The organism is Anoxybacteroides voinovskiense (assembly GCF_014196205.1).
GTDB lineage: Bacteria > Bacillota > Bacilli > Bacillales > Anoxybacillaceae > Anoxybacteroides > Anoxybacteroides voinovskiense.
On the sequence record NZ_JACIDE010000005.1, the window covers coordinates 167039 to 183720 of the forward strand.

General features: G+C 46.5%; 19 protein-coding genes and 1 other annotated feature (1 of these 20 cut by a window edge). Of the genes, 17 read left to right on the forward strand and 2 right to left on the reverse strand.

Annotated features, from left to right (window positions below):
* Window positions 1-85: a binding site (T-box leader), on the forward strand; it begins 136 nt to the left of the window's first position.
* A gap of 49 nt (window positions 86-134) precedes the next feature.
* From alaS to GGR02_RS05150, 12 genes are all read left to right on the forward strand, one after another.
* Window positions 135-2771 (forward strand): alanine--tRNA ligase, encoded by a 2637-nt coding sequence (alaS, locus tag GGR02_RS05095; RefSeq protein WP_183183656.1) that lies wholly within the window; start codon window positions 135-137, stop codon window positions 2769-2771.
* Window positions 2772-2847: 76 nt separating this feature from the next.
* Window positions 2848-3111 (forward strand): IreB family regulatory phosphoprotein, encoded by a 264-nt coding sequence (locus tag GGR02_RS05100; RefSeq protein ID WP_066327429.1) that lies wholly within the window; start codon window positions 2848-2850, stop codon window positions 3109-3111.
* A 25-nt stretch (window positions 3112-3136) separates the two neighbouring features.
* On the forward strand, window positions 3137-3553 hold the full coding sequence (ruvX, locus tag GGR02_RS05105) for a Holliday junction resolvase RuvX (protein WP_183183657.1): 417 nt from the start codon (window positions 3137-3139) through the stop codon (window positions 3551-3553).
* Window positions 3554-3567: 14 nt separating this feature from the next.
* Entirely contained in the window at window positions 3568-3861 is a 294-nt protein-coding gene (locus GGR02_RS05110; RefSeq protein WP_183183658.1) for a DUF1292 domain-containing protein, read from the forward strand.
* 191 nt (window positions 3862-4052) lie between these two features.
* Complete coding sequence (gene mltG, locus GGR02_RS05115) at window positions 4053-5147, forward strand: endolytic transglycosylase MltG (RefSeq protein ID WP_183183659.1); 1095 nt, start codon at window positions 4053-4055, stop codon at window positions 5145-5147.
* 111 nt (window positions 5148-5258) lie between these two features.
* Complete coding sequence (locus GGR02_RS05120) at window positions 5259-5900, forward strand: O-methyltransferase (protein ID WP_229706143.1); 642 nt, start codon at window positions 5259-5261, stop codon at window positions 5898-5900.
* 6 nt (window positions 5901-5906) lie between these two features.
* On the forward strand, window positions 5907-6836 hold the full coding sequence (locus tag GGR02_RS05125) for a peptidase U32 family protein (protein ID WP_183183660.1): 930 nt from the start codon (window positions 5907-5909) through the stop codon (window positions 6834-6836).
* A gap of 19 nt (window positions 6837-6855) precedes the next feature.
* Window positions 6856-8121 carry a peptidase U32 family protein gene (locus tag GGR02_RS05130; protein ID WP_183183661.1) on the forward strand — a complete coding sequence of 422 codons (1266 nt, stop codon included), beginning with the start codon at window positions 6856-6858 and terminating at the stop codon, window positions 8119-8121.
* 1 nt (window position 8122) lies between these two features.
* On the forward strand, window positions 8123-8758 hold the full coding sequence (udk, locus tag GGR02_RS05135) for a uridine kinase (RefSeq protein WP_183183662.1): 636 nt from the start codon (window positions 8123-8125) through the stop codon (window positions 8756-8758).
* Window positions 8759-8870: 112 nt separating this feature from the next.
* The gene (gene greA, locus GGR02_RS05140) at window positions 8871-9347 is read left to right on the forward strand and encodes a transcription elongation factor GreA (protein WP_183183663.1); all 477 of its coding nucleotides are present in this window, start codon (window positions 8871-8873) and stop codon (window positions 9345-9347) included.
* Window positions 9348-9394: 47 nt separating this feature from the next.
* Window positions 9395-11179 carry a peptidoglycan D,D-transpeptidase FtsI family protein gene (locus GGR02_RS05145; protein WP_183183664.1) on the forward strand — a complete coding sequence of 595 codons (1785 nt, stop codon included), beginning with the start codon at window positions 9395-9397 and terminating at the stop codon, window positions 11177-11179.
* Window positions 11180-11227: 48 nt separating this feature from the next.
* Window positions 11228-11827 carry a YrrS family protein gene (locus tag GGR02_RS05150; RefSeq protein ID WP_183183665.1) on the forward strand — a complete coding sequence of 200 codons (600 nt, stop codon included), beginning with the start codon at window positions 11228-11230 and terminating at the stop codon, window positions 11825-11827.
* 21 nt (window positions 11828-11848) lie between these two features.
* Here the strand turns inward: GGR02_RS05150 and GGR02_RS05155 are convergent, their stop codons facing one another.
* Entirely contained in the window at window positions 11849-12052 is a 204-nt protein-coding gene (locus tag GGR02_RS05155; protein WP_183183666.1) for a DUF2536 family protein, read from the reverse strand.
* Between the two features lie 135 nt (window positions 12053-12187).
* Here GGR02_RS05155 and GGR02_RS05160 point away from each other — a divergent pair, with 135 nt between their 5' ends.
* From GGR02_RS05160 to GGR02_RS05180, 5 genes are all read left to right on the forward strand, one after another.
* A complete protein-coding gene (locus tag GGR02_RS05160; protein ID WP_183183667.1) occupies window positions 12188-12826 on the forward strand; it encodes a class I SAM-dependent methyltransferase in 639 nt (212 codons plus the stop codon).
* An 18-nt stretch (window positions 12827-12844) separates the two neighbouring features.
* The gene (mtnN, locus tag GGR02_RS05165) at window positions 12845-13546 is read left to right on the forward strand and encodes a 5'-methylthioadenosine/S-adenosylhomocysteine nucleosidase (RefSeq protein WP_183183668.1); all 702 of its coding nucleotides are present in this window, start codon (window positions 12845-12847) and stop codon (window positions 13544-13546) included.
* Between the two features lie 73 nt (window positions 13547-13619).
* Entirely contained in the window at window positions 13620-14543 is a 924-nt protein-coding gene (locus GGR02_RS05170) for a PLP-dependent cysteine synthase family protein (protein WP_183183669.1), read from the forward strand.
* Between the two features lies 1 nt (window position 14544).
* Entirely contained in the window at window positions 14545-15678 is a 1134-nt protein-coding gene (locus GGR02_RS05175; RefSeq protein WP_183183670.1) for a bifunctional cystathionine gamma-lyase/homocysteine desulfhydrase, read from the forward strand.
* Between the two features lie 63 nt (window positions 15679-15741).
* Window positions 15742-15981: a YrhC family protein gene (locus GGR02_RS05180; protein WP_183183671.1), complete on the forward strand. Its 240-nt coding sequence runs from the start codon at window positions 15742-15744 to the stop codon at window positions 15979-15981.
* Window positions 15982-16271: 290 nt separating this feature from the next.
* On the opposite strand, the gene GGR02_RS17430 is transcribed toward GGR02_RS05180, so the two are convergent.
* On the reverse strand, window positions 16272-16682 hold a 411-nt coding region (locus GGR02_RS17430; RefSeq protein ID WP_375782321.1), incomplete at its 5' end, for an ExeA family protein.

The following is a 16682-nucleotide window of genomic DNA, read 5'->3' on the forward strand; positions in this document are numbered from 1 at the left end:
GGCGAAGCCACGTTACGGCTTTTAGAGGTGATGGACGTCTGTCCATAAACAGGGTGGTACCGCGAGCATAACTCTCGTCCCTGCAAGGGATTGGGAGTTTTTTTATTTGAAAAAATGAAAAGGAGGCAGGCATTATGAAGAAATTAACATCTGCACAAGTTCGCCAAATGTTTTTAGACTTTTTCCAAGAAAAAGGGCATACGGTCGAACCGAGCGCCTCGCTCATTCCGATTGACGACCCTTCGTTATTATGGATTAATAGCGGGGTAGCGACGTTAAAAAAATATTTTGACGGACGTGTCATCCCAGACAATCCGCGCATTTGCAACGCACAAAAATCGATTCGTACGAACGACATTGAAAACGTCGGAAAAACGGCGCGCCACCATACGTTTTTTGAAATGCTCGGCAACTTCTCGATTGGCGATTATTTTAAACGAGAAGCAATTCATTGGGCGTGGGAATTTTTAACAAACGAAAAATGGATTGGCTTTGACCCGGACCGGCTATCGGTCACGATTCACCCAGAAGACGACGAAGCGTTTGACATTTGGCATAAAGAAATTGGTTTGCCAGAAGAACGAATCATTCGATTAGAAGGAAACTTTTGGGACATTGGAGAAGGACCAAGCGGACCGAACACGGAAATTTTCTATGATCGTGGGGAGCAATTCGGCAACGACCCAAATGACCCGGAATTATATCCAGGCGGCGAAAACGAGCGCTATTTAGAAGTATGGAACTTAGTATTCTCGCAATTCAACCATAACCCGGACGGGACATATACACCGCTGCCGAAGAAAAACATTGATACGGGCATGGGGCTGGAGCGGATGTGCTCGATTTTGCAAGACGTGCCAACGAACTTTGATACAGACCTTTTCCTACCGATTATTCGTGCGACCGAACAAATTTCTGGCGAGCAATACCGTACCGATGCGGAAAAAGACGTCGCCTTTAAAGTGATTGCCGACCATATCCGTACCGTAACGTTTGCGATTGGCGACGGGGCGCTTCCATCGAATGAAGGGCGCGGATATGTGTTGCGCCGTTTATTGCGCCGCGCTGTTCGCTATGCGAAAAAATTGAACATTAACCGTCCGTTTATGTACGAATTAGTACCAGTCGTCGGCGAAATTATGGTTGATTACTATCCAGAAGTGAAAGAAAAAGCAGAGTTTATCCAAAAAGTCATTAAAAATGAAGAAGAGCGGTTCCACGAAACGCTTCATGAAGGCTTGGCGATTTTAGCGAACGTCATTCAAAAAGAAAAAGCGCGCGGCAGCCAAACCATTTCCGGGGAAGATGTGTTCCGCTTATACGATACGTACGGTTTCCCTGTGGAACTAACGGAAGAATATGCAGAAGAAGAAGGCATGAACGTCGACCACGACGGATTTGAAAAAGAAATGGAGCGTCAGCGCGAACGGGCGCGGGCAGCTCGCCAAGAAGTCGATTCGATGCAAGTACAAGGCGGCGTGCTCGGCGAGATTAAAGTCGAAAGCGAATTCGTCGGCTATCACCAGCTTCGCACGCAATCAATGGTGACGGTCATCGTTAAAAACGGCGAACTAGCGGAAGAAGTGCATGAAGGCGAAGAAGCGCAAATTATGCTAGACGTTACACCGTTTTACGCAGAAAGCGGCGGACAAATTGCCGACCAAGGCTTTATTGAAAATGACGCGGTCAAAGCGTACGTAAAAGACGTACAAAAAGCGCCAAACGGGCAACATTTGCACCATATTATCGTCGAAAAAGGAACGTTGAAAAAAGGCGAAACGTACACCGCTTCCCTATTCGAGCAAAAGCGGGCACAAATCGTGAAAAACCATACCGCGACCCACTTATTGCACCAAGCGTTAAAAGACGTGCTTGGCGTTCACGTCAACCAAGCAGGGTCGCTCGTCGCGCCAGACCGTTTGCGCTTTGACTTCTCGCACTTCGGACAAGTCAAACCGGAAGAATTAGAACAAATCGAAGCGATCGTCAACGAAAAAATTTGGCAAAGCCTTCCGGTGCAAATTGACTACAAACCGCTTGAGGAAGCGAAAGCGATGGGTGCCATGGCACTCTTTGGCGAAAAATACGGCGACATCGTCCGCGTCGTGCAAGTCGGAGACTATAGCCTCGAACTTTGCGGCGGCTGCCATGTCGCGAACACAGCGGAAATCGGTCTTTTCAAAATCGTCTCCGAATCGGGCATCGGCGCTGGTACTCGTCGAATTGAAGCAGTGACGGGGGAAGCAGCGTACCGCTTTATGAACGACCAGCTCTCGTTATTGCAAGAAGTCGCGCAAAAACTAAAAACGAACCCGAAAGAAATCGTCGGGCGGATTGAGGCGTTAATGAACGACATTCGCCAGCTTCAGCGCGAAAACGAGTCGCTTGCTGCACGCCTCAGCAACCTAGAAGCAGCAAACATCGTCAATAAAGCAAAAGACATCGGCGGCGTCTCGGTGCTAGCAAGCAAAGTAAACGCCCCAGACATGAACAGCTTGCGGACGATGATGGACGAACTAAAACAAAAACTTGGTTCTGGCGTCATCGTGCTTGCATCGGTTCAAGGCGACAAAGTGAACTTCATTGCCGGTGTCACGAACGACTTAATCGACAAAGGCTTCCATGCCGGAAAGTTAATTAAAGAAGTGGCGACGCGTTGCGGCGGAAGCGGCGGCGGACGTGCCGACATGGCGCAAGCAGGCGGAAAAGACGCGAACAAAGTCAGCGAAGCGCTACAATTTGTTGAAGAATGGGTAAAATCCGTTTTATAATTGGTGAATATAGTGTACAATGGATGTAAGAGGTGGAGATGCCAGATCTCTTGAATGGAGAGCGAGGTGCATGACGGTGAGCTCATTTGACCAAACGATGCAATTTAACTTTTCCGAAGAGCCTGCAGAAACAAACGTTCGCGACGTGTTATTAACCGTGTATGAGGCTCTTCAAGAAAAAGGGTATAACCCAATCAACCAAATTGTCGGTTATTTACTATCTGGCGACCCCGCTTACATCCCGCGCCATAAAGATGCGCGCGCGCTTATTCGCAAAATTGAACGGGATGAATTAATCGAGGAATTGGTGAAATTCTATTTAACGACGGTGCGTCGTTAACGATGGCGATGGAAAGGATTGACGTATGCGCGTATTAGGCTTAGATTTAGGGACAAAAACGCTCGGGGTAGCGGTCAGCGACGAACTTGGCTGGACGGCGCAAGGAATTGAGACGATTCCGATTGACGAGGAAAAAAAGCAATTTGGCTTCAAAAGGCTTCGCGAAATTATTACCGAATACAACGTCGATACGATTGTGCTCGGGTTTCCGAAAAACATGAACGGCACCGTCGGCCCGCGCGGCGAAGCGAGCGAGCGGTTCGCCGCGTTGTTAAAAAAGGAGTTTTCGTTGCCGGTCATTTTATGGGACGAGCGCCTTTCGACGATGGCAGCGGAGCGCATGCTCATTGCTGCCGATGTTAGCCGACAAAAACGAAAAAAAGTGATCGATAAAATGGCGGCAGTCATGATTTTGCAATCTTACCTTGACAGTAAACAATAATGGAGGACATGAACATGGAACATGGCGAAAAACATATTACCGTCGTAGACGAACAAGGAAACGAACAATTATGCGAAGTATTATTCACGTTTGAATCTGAAGACTTTGGAAAATCATATGTGTTTTACTATCCAGTTGGGGCTGAATTCGATGACGAAGAAGAAACGGAAATTCACGTTTCTGCGTTCGTTCCTGGCGAAGGCGACCAAGAGGGCGAACTTCAGCCGATTGAAACAGAAGAAGAATGGGACATGATCGAAGAAGTGTGGAACACGTTCTGCGCAGAACAAGAAGAAGACGAAGAATAAAAGATGGCCGACGAGGCCATCTTTTTTTCTGTAAACATAACGGATGTTCATGTTTCGGCTGAAAATAACTACTAAAGTAGTTATTTTCATGCGGGGATGGCGCGCAAAGTTTGCCCATGGCGTTTTTTGAAAAAACAATAGCGAAAAATGCAAAAATTTGTAGTATAATATGTCGAGAATGGAGGGATTCAATGGAACAGAACGGACTTTTTCCAAAAGATATACAGCTTGTACGAAAGACCGTCTTAATCATTAGTGCCGTCATCATTTTCCTTGTCGTTGCGACGGCGATTGGAAGCTATGTATATATTCAATCGGCGTTAAAGCCAGTCGACCCAACAGACAAACGCCCGGTCGCGATTTCGATTCCGATTGGCTCAACGGTAAGCGACATTGCGGCGACGTTAGAAAAAAAGGGAATTATTAAAAGCGCCGCCGTGTTTCGCTATTACGTCAAGTTTAAAAACCATGCCGATTTTCAAGCAGGGAATTATAAATTAACAAAAGCGATGACGCTTGAACAAATCATTGATGCGTTAAAAACGGGAAAAGTAATGGAAGAAATAAAAGTGAAAATGACAATTCCGGAAGGAAAAAAACTTGAAGATATTGCGACAATTATCGCCCAAAAAACTGGCTATACGAAAGAAGAAGTGATGCACCAACTAAACGACCGTGCCTACATTCAAACGTTAATCAAAAAATACCCGATGGTGCTATCGACGGACGTATTAAATAAAAACATTCGTTATCCGCTCGAAGGCTATTTATTCCCAGCAACGTACTCCTTCTCCGAAGAAAAACCACCGCTTTCTTCCATCATTGAAGCGATGGTCGAAAAAACAGTAGAAGTTGTCGGGAAATACGAGCAAGAGATGGAGGAGAAAAATTTCACCCCTCATCGCCTGTTAACGATTGCGTCGCTAATCGAAGCAGAAGCGACAGAAAAAGCAGATCGCAAAAAAATTGCGAGCGTTTTTTATAACCGGCTACACATCGGCATGCCGCTGCAAACCGACCCGACAATCCTTTATGCGCTCGGGACACATAAAGAGCGCGTCTATTACGAAGACTTAAAAGTTAACTCCCCATACAACACGTATACTCATAAAGGATTGCCGCCAGGGCCGATCGCTAGCCCAGGGGAAATGTCGATTCAAGCCGCGCTTGAGCCGGAACAAACAAAATACCTTTATTTCCTAGCCACACCAGACGGGGACGTCATTTTTACGAACACGTTAGAAGAACATAACCGCGAAAAAGCGAAATATATTGGCAAACAGTAAAAACGTTCGCATTTCGTTTCGTTTTATGGTAGTATATATAAAGTTATCGGTTGATACATTCCCTTCTTAAGAGTCTGCTTCGGACTCTTATTTTTACGAGGAGGAATTCGTTTGTTACAAGAAGCACTTAAATATATTGAAACGCTTATCCCTCCCCGTGAGGCTGTCGTTCAAGAAATGGAAGCATACGCGAAAGAGCATCGCGTGCCGATTATGGACATCGTCGGCATCGAAGCGATGCTGCACGTATTGCAATATATCGAGCCGAAAACGATTTTAGAAATCGGCACGGCGATTGGTTATTCCGCGATTCGGATGGCGCTAAAGCTGCCAGACGCGCGCATCGTGACGATCGAGCGTGATCAAACGCGGCATGAGCGAGCGCTTTTTTATATCGAACGGTCGGAAACAAACGAGCGCATTGACGCGTTATTAGGGGATGCGTTTGACTTATATGAGGAAGTAAAAAAACGAGCACCGTTTGACGTCATGTTTATCGATGCCGCCAAAGGGCAATATGAGCGGTTTTTTCGCTTATATGAACCGCTGTTAGCGGATGGGGGCGTTGTCATTACTGATAACGTGTTATTTAAAGGATTGGTAGCGGCAAACGAACCGCTCGAAAATAAACGTTGGCGGCAATTAGTGAAAAAAATCCGTGAATATAACGAATGGCTAATGCGCCGCACCGATTACGACACAGTCATTTTACCAATCGGCGACGGCATTGCCATATCGAAAAAAAAGAGGTGAAACGAAGTGAAAAAACCGGAATTGTTAGTCACCCCAACAAGCGTTGCTCATATTCATGACCTTGCGAAAGCAGGGGCGGATGCGGTGTTAATTGGCGAGCAGCGCTACGGGTTGCGGCTTGCTGGCGAGTTTACCAGAAAAGACGTTCGCGAAGCGATGGATGTGGCGCGTAAGTACGGGATTCGGGTATATGTGGCGATGAACGCGCTTTTTCATAATGACAAAGTCGATGAACTTGGCGATTACGTTCGCTTTTTGGCAGACATAGGAGTGGATGCCATCGTCTTTGGTGATCCTGCCGTATTAATGACGGTTCGAGAAGTCGCTCCGCAGATGAAGCTTCACTGGAATACGGAAACGACGGCGACGAACTGGTATGCGTGCAACTATTGGGGGCGAAAAGGGGCAAAACGTGCCGTATTAGCACGTGAGCTAAGCATGGACGCCATTATAGAAATTAAACAACATGCCGAAGTGGAAATCGAAGTGCAAGTGCACGGCATGACGTGCATGTTCCAATCGAAGCGGTCATTGATTGGCAACTATTTTGAATACCAAGGAAAATGGCTCGAAATCGAAAAGAAAAAGTATGAAAAAGGCATGTTTTTATACGACAAAGAACGCGACAACAAATATCCGATTTTTGAAGACGAAAACGGCACGCACATTATGAGCCCGAACGATATTTGCATCATTGATGAACTAGGTGACATGGTCGATGCGGGCATCGACAGCTTTAAAATTGACGGGGTATTGCATGAAGCGGAATACATTACAAACGTAACGGCGCTTTATCGCCGCGCAATTGATTTATGTGTAGAGCAGCGTGAACAATACGAAGAAGAAAAAGACGAATTGCTTGCGCAAATCGAAGCGATTCAGCCGAGCCACCGTCCGTTAGATACAGGCTTTTTCTTTAAAGAAACGGTGTATTAAACGTAAAGGAGGGAGAACGATGTGGAAAAATGAGCGCATCTCGCAAATCGTTGACGGCAAGCGTGTCATTGTGAAAAAGCCGGAGCTATTAGCACCAGCGGGAAACTTAGAAAAGCTGAAAGTTGCCGTCCACTATGGGGCGGATGCTGTCTTTATCGGCGGGCAAGAGTACGGGCTTCGATCGAACGCCGACAACTTTACGCTCGAAGAAATGGCGGAAGGCGTCCGCTTTGCGAGCCAATATGGCGCAAAAATTTACGTAACGACCAACATTTACGCCCATAATGAAAACATCCCAGGACTAGAAGAATATTTAGAAGGGCTGCAAGCAGCAGGCATACATGGCATTATCGTTGCTGACCCGCTTATTATCGAAACCGCTCGCCGTGTCGCACCAAAACTGGAAGTGCATTTAAGCACGCAACAATCGCTCACCAACTGGAAAGCGGTTCAATTTTGGAAAGAAGAAGGATTAGAGCGCGTCGTACTCGCAAGGGAAACGAGCGCGGAAGAAATTCGCCAAATCAAAGAAAAAGTCGATATTGAAATCGAAACGTTTATTCACGGAGCGATGTGCATTGCTTACTCCGGGCGATGCGTATTAAGCAACCACATGACAGCGCGTGACTCGAACCGCGGCGGCTGCTGTCAATCGTGCCGCTGGGACTACGACTTGTACAAGCTAGAAGGGAACAACACCATTGCATTATTTGACGAAACGGACGACCCGTTTGCGATGAGTCCGAAAGACTTAAACTTAATTCAATCGATTCCGAAAATGATTGAACTAGGCATTGACAGCTTGAAAATCGAAGGGCGGATGAAGTCGATTCATTACGTTGCGACCGTCGTGAGCGTGTATCGCAAAGTTATTGACGCCTACTGTGCTGACCCAGATAACTTTGTCATTCGGAAAGAATGGTTGGACGAACTAGACAAATGCGCAAACCGTGACACGGCACCAGCCTTTTTTGAAGGAGTACCGGGCTATAAAGAGCAAATGTTCGGCGTCCATAGCAAAAAAACGACGTACGACTTTGCCGGCTTTGTATTGGATTATGACCGTGACACGAAAATCGTCACCTTGCAGCAGCGCAACTTCTTTAAACCAGGCGATACGGTCGAATTTTTCGGACCAGAAATTGAAAACTTTACACAAACAGTCGGAACGATTTGGGACGAAGACGGAAACGAGCTCGATGCGGCGCGTCATCCGCTGCAAATTGTCAAATTTAAAGTAGAGAAAGAAGTCTTCCCATACAACATGATGAGAAAGGAGCAATAACATGGGGAAGAAACCGGTTGTCATCGGGGTCGCAGGCGGCTCCGGTTCGGGGAAAACAAGCGTGGTGAAAGCAATTTACGAACATTTTCAAGGGCATTCGATTTTAATGCTCGAGCAAGACTATTATTACAAAGACCAAAGCCATCTGCCATTTGAAGAGCGGTTGAAAACGAACTATGACCATCCATTGGCATTTGATAATGATTTATTAATTGAGCATCTCCATAAGCTGTTGAATTACGAACCGATTGAAAAGCCGGTATATGACTATACGCTTCATACGAGAGCAAACGAAGTCATTTATGTCGAGCCAAAAGATGTCATCATTTTAGAAGGCATTCTCGTATTAGAAGACGAACGATTGCGCAACTTAATGGATATTAAAGTATATGTTGACACAGATGCCGACATCCGCATTATTCGCCGGTTAATCCGCGATATTAACGAACGCGGTCGGACGTTAGAGTCGGTCATTGAGCAATACGTCAACGTCGTCCGACCGATGCATAACCAATTTATCGAGCCGACAAAGCGATATGCCGACATCATTATCCCAGAAGGCGGACATAACTATGTTGCGATCGATTTAATGGTTACAAAAATTCGCACAATTCTTGAACAAAAGTCTTTTTTGTAATACTATAACATAGATGCCAAATGAAGCGTATACATTGTTGTGAACGATTCGTTTGTACGAACGTATGAAACGTTCGTACATTTATACATACAAATAAAAAGGAGGAATACAAATGGCGAACGAAAAGCAATACCCGATGACAAAAGAAGGGAAGGAGAAATTAGAGCAAGAGCTCGAATATTTAAAAACGGTCAAACGAAAAGAAGTGGTCGAGCGTATTAAAATTGCCCGCGGCTTTGGCGACCTTTCCGAAAACTCCGAGTACGATGCAGCAAAAGACGAGCAAGCGTTTGTCGAAGCGCGCATCCAAACGCTTGAAAACATGATTCGCAACGCCCAAATTATCGAAGAAGATACGACGAACCCAGACGTTGTGTCGCTTGGAAAATCGGTTACGTTCATCGAGCTCCCAGATGGAGAAGAAGAAACGTACACAATCGTCGGTAGCGCCGAAGCTGACCCATTTGAAGGGAAAATTTCGAACGACTCGCCGATTGCCAAATCGCTCATGGGCAAAAAAGTAGGCGACGAAGTGAGCGTGCAAACGCCAGGCGGCGAAATGCTCGTAAAAATCGTTGCGGTGAAATAGGTTTGAAACATCTACACCTCGTCAACAATGGAGACGAGGTGTTTTTTATGCGAACGAAACGAACGATGGTTATTTTACTGATGATTCAGCTTTGTCTTGTTGGCTTAATCGGGCGGTTGGCACAGCTTCAGTTAGTAAGTACAGAATCATTTTCTACCAAGCACATTAACTTAATCGAAGCAAGCGTTGCCCAACGGACGCAAGCAATGGTCGTGAGCGACGGGCGCGGCACGTTTGTCGATAGAGCGGGAAATCCGCTCGTGGACGAAGAGATTCCGGTGCTTGTCTTATTTCCGTTTTTAAAAACGATGAATTGGCCGATTGAGACGGTGGCGAACATTCTTCACGTCTCCACGAACGCGATTCGGATGCAGCTACTAAAAGCAAACGAACCGATCGTCTTTTCGAGCGGCGAGAAACCGTTTCCGTTGACGGAAGCGCAAATGAACAAAATCAATACGCTTCGTTTTCCTGGCGTATTGGCGGTCAAAAAACAATATCCGCTTGACCATGTTTATGCTGCCCAACTAATCGGCTTTACGCGCAAAGATGAACAAATCATCCGCACGCGTTACAGCGACCGAAGCCTTCCTGCCCAAACAAAAGTCGGCATTCAAGGGCTACAAAAAGCGTTTGATGAATTTTTACTTCCAGAAGGGAAAACACGGCTTTTATACCACGTCGATGCGGAAGGAGGGCCGCTATTTGGATTGGATGTGAAATATAGCGCCCCTGGCAATCCGTTTTATCCGATTACGGTGCAAACGACATTAGATCGGGAGTTGCAAGAAATGACGGAAAAGGTGCTCGATGAAAAAGGGCTAGAAAAAGGTGGGGCGGTGCTATTAGATGTCGCGACAAATAGCGTATTGGCAATGGCAAGCCGTCCGGCGATGGACCCGAACGACCCGTATAAAAATAATGGCGCAGTAAACGAAATGCTTTTGCCACAAATTCCAGGGTCGGTGTTTAAGACGGTGATTGCCGCTGCCGCCATCGAAACGGGCATCGCAGACCAAACGTTTGATTGCAGCCGAAAAATTGACGGTTCGCCCGATACGGAGCATTCGTACGGGAAGCTTTCGTTTGCCGAAAGTTTTGCGGTGAGCTGCAATAACGCCTTTGCGACGTTAGGGAAGCAACTCGTCAACGAAAACAAAAACATTATCGAGCAATACGCCGAAAAGCTTGGATTGTACCCGCTTGCTGGCTGGCAAGGCGACGTCTACCATCTCACGAATTTTCGCCAGCTACCGGAAGAAAAAAGCGGCACGATTTGGCACGACAAAAGCGACAAATATGTTCCGCTCGCGGTTGGGCAAACGTCGATCGGGCAAAAAAATGTGCGCGTTTCCCCATTAGCTGTCGCCAACATGATGGCGACGATTGCCCGCGGTGGGGAAGCAAAGCAAGTGCGCGTCGTTAATAAAATGCTATATAAAAACGGGACGACGCTTTTTACGTTTTCCGACGAGCCTTTTTCTCCGAGCGACCCGCTTCATGAGGCGACGGTGCGAAAGCTACAGGAATTGTTACGGGGCGTCGTGACCAATGCACACGGTACGGGGAGAAGGTTTCAAACGCTTCCGTATGCGGTGGCGGGAAAATCAGGAACGGCGCAAACAGGGAAAACGAATGCATCAGGCGAACCGCTTATCAATAAATGGTTTGCCGGTTATTTTCCAGCCGATTCGCCAAAATACGTGCTCGTTGTCGTTGCGTTAGATAGCACGAGCGAACGAGCAGTGACAAACGACGTGTTCGCTGAACTTGTCAAGAGGCTTTATGAGTGGGATGCGGCGCAACAAGCGAAAGACATAAGTCCGAAATGACAACAAAGCGTTTGTGTACTACAATAAAGACGGAGAGGAGGAGCAGGTGTGAAGGAAACAAATTCCCGTTTTGAACAGCGCGCCAAGCGGCGGAAAGCGAATCGGATATTAAACATCGCCCTTGCGTTCGTGCTTTCATTAATTGCCTTTTTTAGCTGGAAGCTTTTTTTCACCGCCGACCAATCGAAACAAGCGACTGAACGAAAAACAAACATAAACGAAACGAAAAAAACGGATAGCGATAAAGTGGAAGTGGAAATCGGAGAAACGGAAAAAACAAATAACGAGGAAACAGCACCAACAACCGAGAAAGCAGAAGTGATCGAAACAGCAGGCGACCCGGCATCAGGAGTGGAAAAAGAAATCGTCGACCCGTCATGGCAACCGATTGGCACGACGCAGTCGGAGCCGCACGTGACGACGTTTGACGAAAACTCGGTCGATTGGAAAGAAATGCTCGATGCGGTAAGCTATGCGACCGGATTAGCGCACGACAACATGATCGTCTGGTTTATCGGCAACAACGGTCCGAATAAAGCGATAGCTACCGTATCACCAAACGATAAAAGCGTGAAATATAAAGTATATATCGCTTGGGTAGATCATCAAGGCTGGAAGCCGGAAAAAATCGAGCAATTAACAAAGTAGCGGATGCGTTAGGACATCCGCTCATTTTTTTGCTTTAAAATGAACGACCGCGCTATAAAACCGTTGCCCGTTTTCCGCGACGTGCATTTGGTGCGAGACGTGATGCACTTCGAGCATAAGTGCTTTATTTTGTTCAATTTGTTCGTTTATTTTTTTCTCTAACGTCTGTACATCCGCTGCTTCAAAAAACTCCACTTTGTCTTGAATGAGGTCAAACGTAAGCATTGTCCTCCTCCTTTCCATCTGTAGTGTAGCATATTTTCATTGAACGAATGAAAAAATTATGGTAGATTAAGAACAGGACATAAAATAATTCATAGTATATAAATAGGAATTATAAGAATTATGGAGCGTGACATCATGGGCAGAGAATTTTTAGACATCTTTGAAACGTGGGCACAGTCGTACGATTCGTCTGTATATGGACACGATGAGCAATATCGCGACGTATTTGACGGGTATGAAGCGATTTTAAATACAGTGGTCGAAAAAAGCGGCAACGTTGTTTTAGAGTTTGGTGTTGGCACAGGGAATTTAACGAAAAAATTACTTGAAGCAGGAAAAACCGTATACGGCATCGAGCCATCAGCGCCGATGCGCGAACTAGCAATGGAAAAACTAGAAGGGGTATCGATACAAGATGGGGATTTTTTGCAGTTTCCGTTTCCAAAGGAAGCAATTGATACGATCGTCAGCACATACGCCTTTCATCATTTAACCGATGAAGAAAAAGAACATGCGATTAGGAAGTATGGCAAGCTGTTGACGAAAGGTGGTAAAATAGTGTTTGCGGATACAGCGTTTATTGACCGCGAAGCGTATGAGGCGATGATTGCGGAAGCGAAGCAAAAAGGATTTGTCGATTTAGCGGAAGACTTACAACGCGAATATTACACGACGATCCCTATTCTGGAACGCATATTTACAACAAACGGTTTTACCGTCACCTTTACGCCAATGAATCGTTTCGTTTGGTTGATGGAGGCTGTGAAACAATAAGGGAAAGAGGTCGAAGGGATGAAAGTAGCAATCATTGGCGCGATGGAAGAAGAAGTCGCGATTTTGCGCGAAAAAATCGAAAACAGAAACGATACAACGGTTGCCAGCTGCGAATTTTATACTGGCACGTTACACGGGGTGGACGTAATTTTACTAAAATCCGGCATTGGCAAAGTAAATGCGGCGATGTCGACAACGATTTTATTGGAACGGTTTCAGCCAGATGTCGTCATTAACACAGGGTCTGCTGGCGGATTTCTCGCTTCGTTAAATGTCGGTGATATCGTCATTTCGACAGAAGTGGCCCATCATGACGTCGATGTAACGGCGTTTGGCTATGCGTATGGCCAAGTGCCAGGCTTGCCGGCGCGCTACGCCGCAGACGAGAAGCTTATCAATATTGCTGAAAAAAGTGCCGCTAACATTCGCGACGTGCAAGTGGCGAAAGGGCTGATTGCGACGGGCGATTCGTTTATGCACGACCCAGCGCGCGTCGATTTTGTGCGCACGCAATTTCCGGAGCTTTGCGCAGTAGAAATGGAAGCGGCGGCGATTGCGCAAGTATGCCACCAGTTTGGCGTGCCGTTTGTCGTCATTCGCGCGCTTTCCGATATCGCTGGCAAAGAATCGAACGTATCGTTTGAACAGTTTTTGCATAAAGCAGCGCTTCATTCGTCGGAACTTGTGCAGGCGATGGTGAACGAATTAAAACAGTCGTAAGGAGAGGTTCTCTCCTTATTTTCTTTAGAAAGAGTGCAGGAGTTACTCTTTATTTTCTTTATGAGGTGACACCATGAGAGTAGCAAAAAACGTACATGAGTTAATCGGCAATACGCCGGTCGTGGAAATTACGCACTTTCCGCTTCCTGAAGGGGTTCGTTTGTTTGCGAAACTGGAATATTTTAACCCTGGCGGAAGCATAAAAGATCGTTTAGGACAAGAGTTGCTTCGCGATGCGCTCGAAACAGGCAAATTAACAGAAGGCGGCACCATTATTGAACCGACCGCAGGAAATACAGGGATAGGGTTGGCGTTGGCGGCGATTGGCAAAAATATTCGCGTCATTTTTTGCGTCCCAGAAAAATTTAGCATCGAAAAGCAGCAGCTCATGAAAGCGCTCGGGGCGACGATTATTCATACGCCAACAAGCGAAGGAATGCAAGGAGCGATTCGCAAAGCGAAAGAGCTTGCGGCGACGATCCCAAACGCGTATTGTCCGCAGCAGTTTGAAAATCCAGCGAATCCGCGGACGTATTATAAAACGCTTGGCCCAGAGCTTTGGGAACAGTTGGATGGACAAATTGACGTCTTTGTCGCTGGTGCTGGTTCAGGCGGTACGTTTATGGGAACGGCGCAATTTTTAAAAGAGAAAAAGCCAGAGATTAAAACGGTCATCGTCGAACCAGAAGGCTCGATTTTAAACGGGGGTAATCCAGGACCGCATAAAACGGAAGGCATCGGTATGGAATTTTTGCCGGATTATATGGACAAACGCTATTTTGATGCCGTTCATACCGTGCTGGATGAAGATGCGTTTCGCTTCGTGAAAGAGTTGGCGGAAAAAGAAGGATTGCTCGTTGGAAGTTCATCTGGCGCAGCGTTTCATGCGGCGCTTTTAGAAGCAAAACAAGCAACGCCGGGAACAAATATCGTCGTTATTTTTCCTGATAGCAGCGAGCGGTATTTAAGCAAAAACATTTACGAAGGCGGGATGTAAGGTGAGAAGAAAAACGAAATTAATTCATGGCGGCATCGTTGGCGACGCGCATACAGGAGCGGTGTCGGTGCCGATTTACCAAGTGAGCACGTATAAACAAGAAGCAGTCGGCGTCCATAAAGGATACGAATATTCACGTACCGGTAATCCGACGCGCCATGCGTTAGAGGAACTCATTAAAGATGTGGAAGAAGGATACGCTGGCTTTGCGTTCAGTTCAGGCATGGCGGCAATTACGGCGGTGATGATGTTGTTCAACAGCGGCGACCATGTTATTTTAACGGACGATGTATACGGCGGCACATACCGCGTCATGACGAAAGTATTAAACCGCCTCGGCATCGAATCAACGTTTGTCGATACGAGCGATATTTCTCAGATCGAAAAACATATAAAACAAAACACGAAGGCAATTCATATCGAAACACCGACGAATCCGTTGTTGAAAATTACGGATTTGCAGGCGGTGTCCACGCTTGCGAAGCAATATGGGCTGCTTACGATCGTCGACAATACGTTCAGCACACCTTACTGGCAAACCCCAATTGCGCTTGGTGCAGATATCGTGATCCATAGTGCGACGAAATATTTAGGCGGCCATAGCGACGTCGTTGCTGGGCTTGTCGTCGTCAACTCGGAACAACTGGCGACCGACTTGCACTTTATCCAAAACTCCACAGGCGGCATTCTCGGCCCGCAAGACTCATGGTTATTGATGCGCGGCATCAAAACGCTCGGCATTCGGATGGAAGAGCATGAGGCAAATACAAGAAAAATTGTTGACTTTTTAGTGAACCATCCAGCAGTGCAAAAAGTGTACTACCCAGGGCTGGAAACGCACCCGAATCACGAAGTAGCGAAAAAGCAAATGCGCGGCTTTGGCGGCATGGTGTCGTTTGACGTTGGCAGTGCGGAAAAAGCGGAACAAGTATTAACGCGCGTGCGCTACTTTACGTTAGCGGAAAGTTTAGGAGCGGTCGAGAGCTTAATTTCCCTTCCGGCAAAAATGACGCACGCGTCCATCCCGAAAGAGCGCCGCGACGAACTCGGCATTACGGACGGACTCATTCGCATTTCCGTCGGCTTAGAAGATGCGGACGACTTAATCGAAGACTTAGCGCAAGCATTGGCATAAATTACATCGTCCTCTTTTTCCCTTTCTATGATACATTGAAAAAAGGAAAGGGGGACGGCTGTTGTGGATGAACAAAAACGAAATTGGTTAGGAAAAGCGCGTGACTATAAAGCATACAGTCTCGTCTTGTTTGCGCTTAGCGCATTTTTATATATCGGCACACTCATCCCAAGTGCCATCGACGGAACGAAGCGACTGCTCGTACTTGGAGCAGTGTTCGTTCTCATGCTCGCTTCTATTTTTTTCTCGCATCGGTCAAATGTATACGTACGGAAACTAGAAGATGACGAACACGCGCTATAAATTCGAACGGAACAAAAACAACAGAAAAGGATGTGAACGGGTCATCCTAGTAACCATCGGCTTACTATATAAAACAGTCCCTGAACAGGGGACTGTTTTTCATTTAAAGGTATTACTGTAAATTAGCACACTATTCCAGAACTACTTTTTCAAATTATTTTGGATGAAAATCGGAAATACCGCGCAAAATGTTTGCGAATTCTCTCCGATTTTGCACGCTTTTTCCGATCCTTTGCACATTATCTCAGACGAAAATCAGAAAAAGAAGAGGAGCCGTTCGGCCCCTTTCCTTATGCCCCTGTTTCCTCCACCGCCATTCGAACAATTTCTTCGTCAATCACGTCCTTTTTTAGCTGGTAGCCGTACAAAAGGCATGTCGTCGTTAACGTATTGATGACTCGTGGCCATCCTTGCGACTGTAGGGCGATCGCCTCTAAAGCCGCAGGGGTAAAAATCGAGTGTTTCGCTCCTGCTTGCTTCATTCGCTGCTCAATGTACGCGGCCACTTCTTCTTTCGAGAGCGCCCCCATCCGATACCGCATGATGATGCGTTGGTGAAGCGGACGGTGGTGATTCAAGCGCAACCGTATCTGTAAGTGGGGCAGCCCTGCCAAAATCAACACGAACGGATTCGTGGAGTCCATGTGAAAATTAAACAGAATGGCGATATCTTGCAAAAACGCATCTTTCGCAAGATGCAT

Bases quoted from the DNA above. Each gene is read 5' to 3' on its own strand.
- GGR02_RS05155 (WP_183183666.1), bottom strand. From the start codon at position 12,052: ATGCTTACGTTTGACCTCATTCAAGACAAAGTGGAGTTTTTTGAAGCA.
- mltG (WP_183183659.1), top strand. From the start codon at position 4,053: ATGGAACAGAACGGACTTTTTCCAAAAGATATACAGCTTGTACGAAAG.
- GGR02_RS05130 (WP_183183661.1), top strand. From the start codon at position 6,856: ATGTGGAAAAATGAGCGCATCTCGCAAATCGTTGACGGCAAGCGTGTC.
- greA (WP_183183663.1), top strand. From the start codon at position 8,871: ATGGCGAACGAAAAGCAATACCCGATGACAAAAGAAGGGAAGGAGAAA.
- GGR02_RS05145 (WP_183183664.1), top strand. From the start codon at position 9,395: ATGCGAACGAAACGAACGATGGTTATTTTACTGATGATTCAGCTTTGT.
- GGR02_RS05160 (WP_183183667.1), top strand. From the start codon at position 12,188: ATGGGCAGAGAATTTTTAGACATCTTTGAAACGTGGGCACAGTCGTAC.
- GGR02_RS05110 (WP_183183658.1), top strand. From the start codon at position 3,568: ATGGAACATGGCGAAAAACATATTACCGTCGTAGACGAACAAGGAAAC.
- udk (WP_183183662.1), top strand. From the start codon at position 8,123: ATGGGGAAGAAACCGGTTGTCATCGGGGTCGCAGGCGGCTCCGGTTCG.
- mtnN (WP_183183668.1), top strand. From the start codon at position 12,845: ATGAAAGTAGCAATCATTGGCGCGATGGAAGAAGAAGTCGCGATTTTG.
- GGR02_RS05170 (WP_183183669.1), top strand. From the start codon at position 13,620: ATGAGAGTAGCAAAAAACGTACATGAGTTAATCGGCAATACGCCGGTC.
- alaS (WP_183183656.1), top strand. From the start codon at position 135: ATGAAGAAATTAACATCTGCACAAGTTCGCCAAATGTTTTTAGACTTT.
- ruvX (WP_183183657.1), top strand. From the start codon at position 3,137: ATGCGCGTATTAGGCTTAGATTTAGGGACAAAAACGCTCGGGGTAGCG.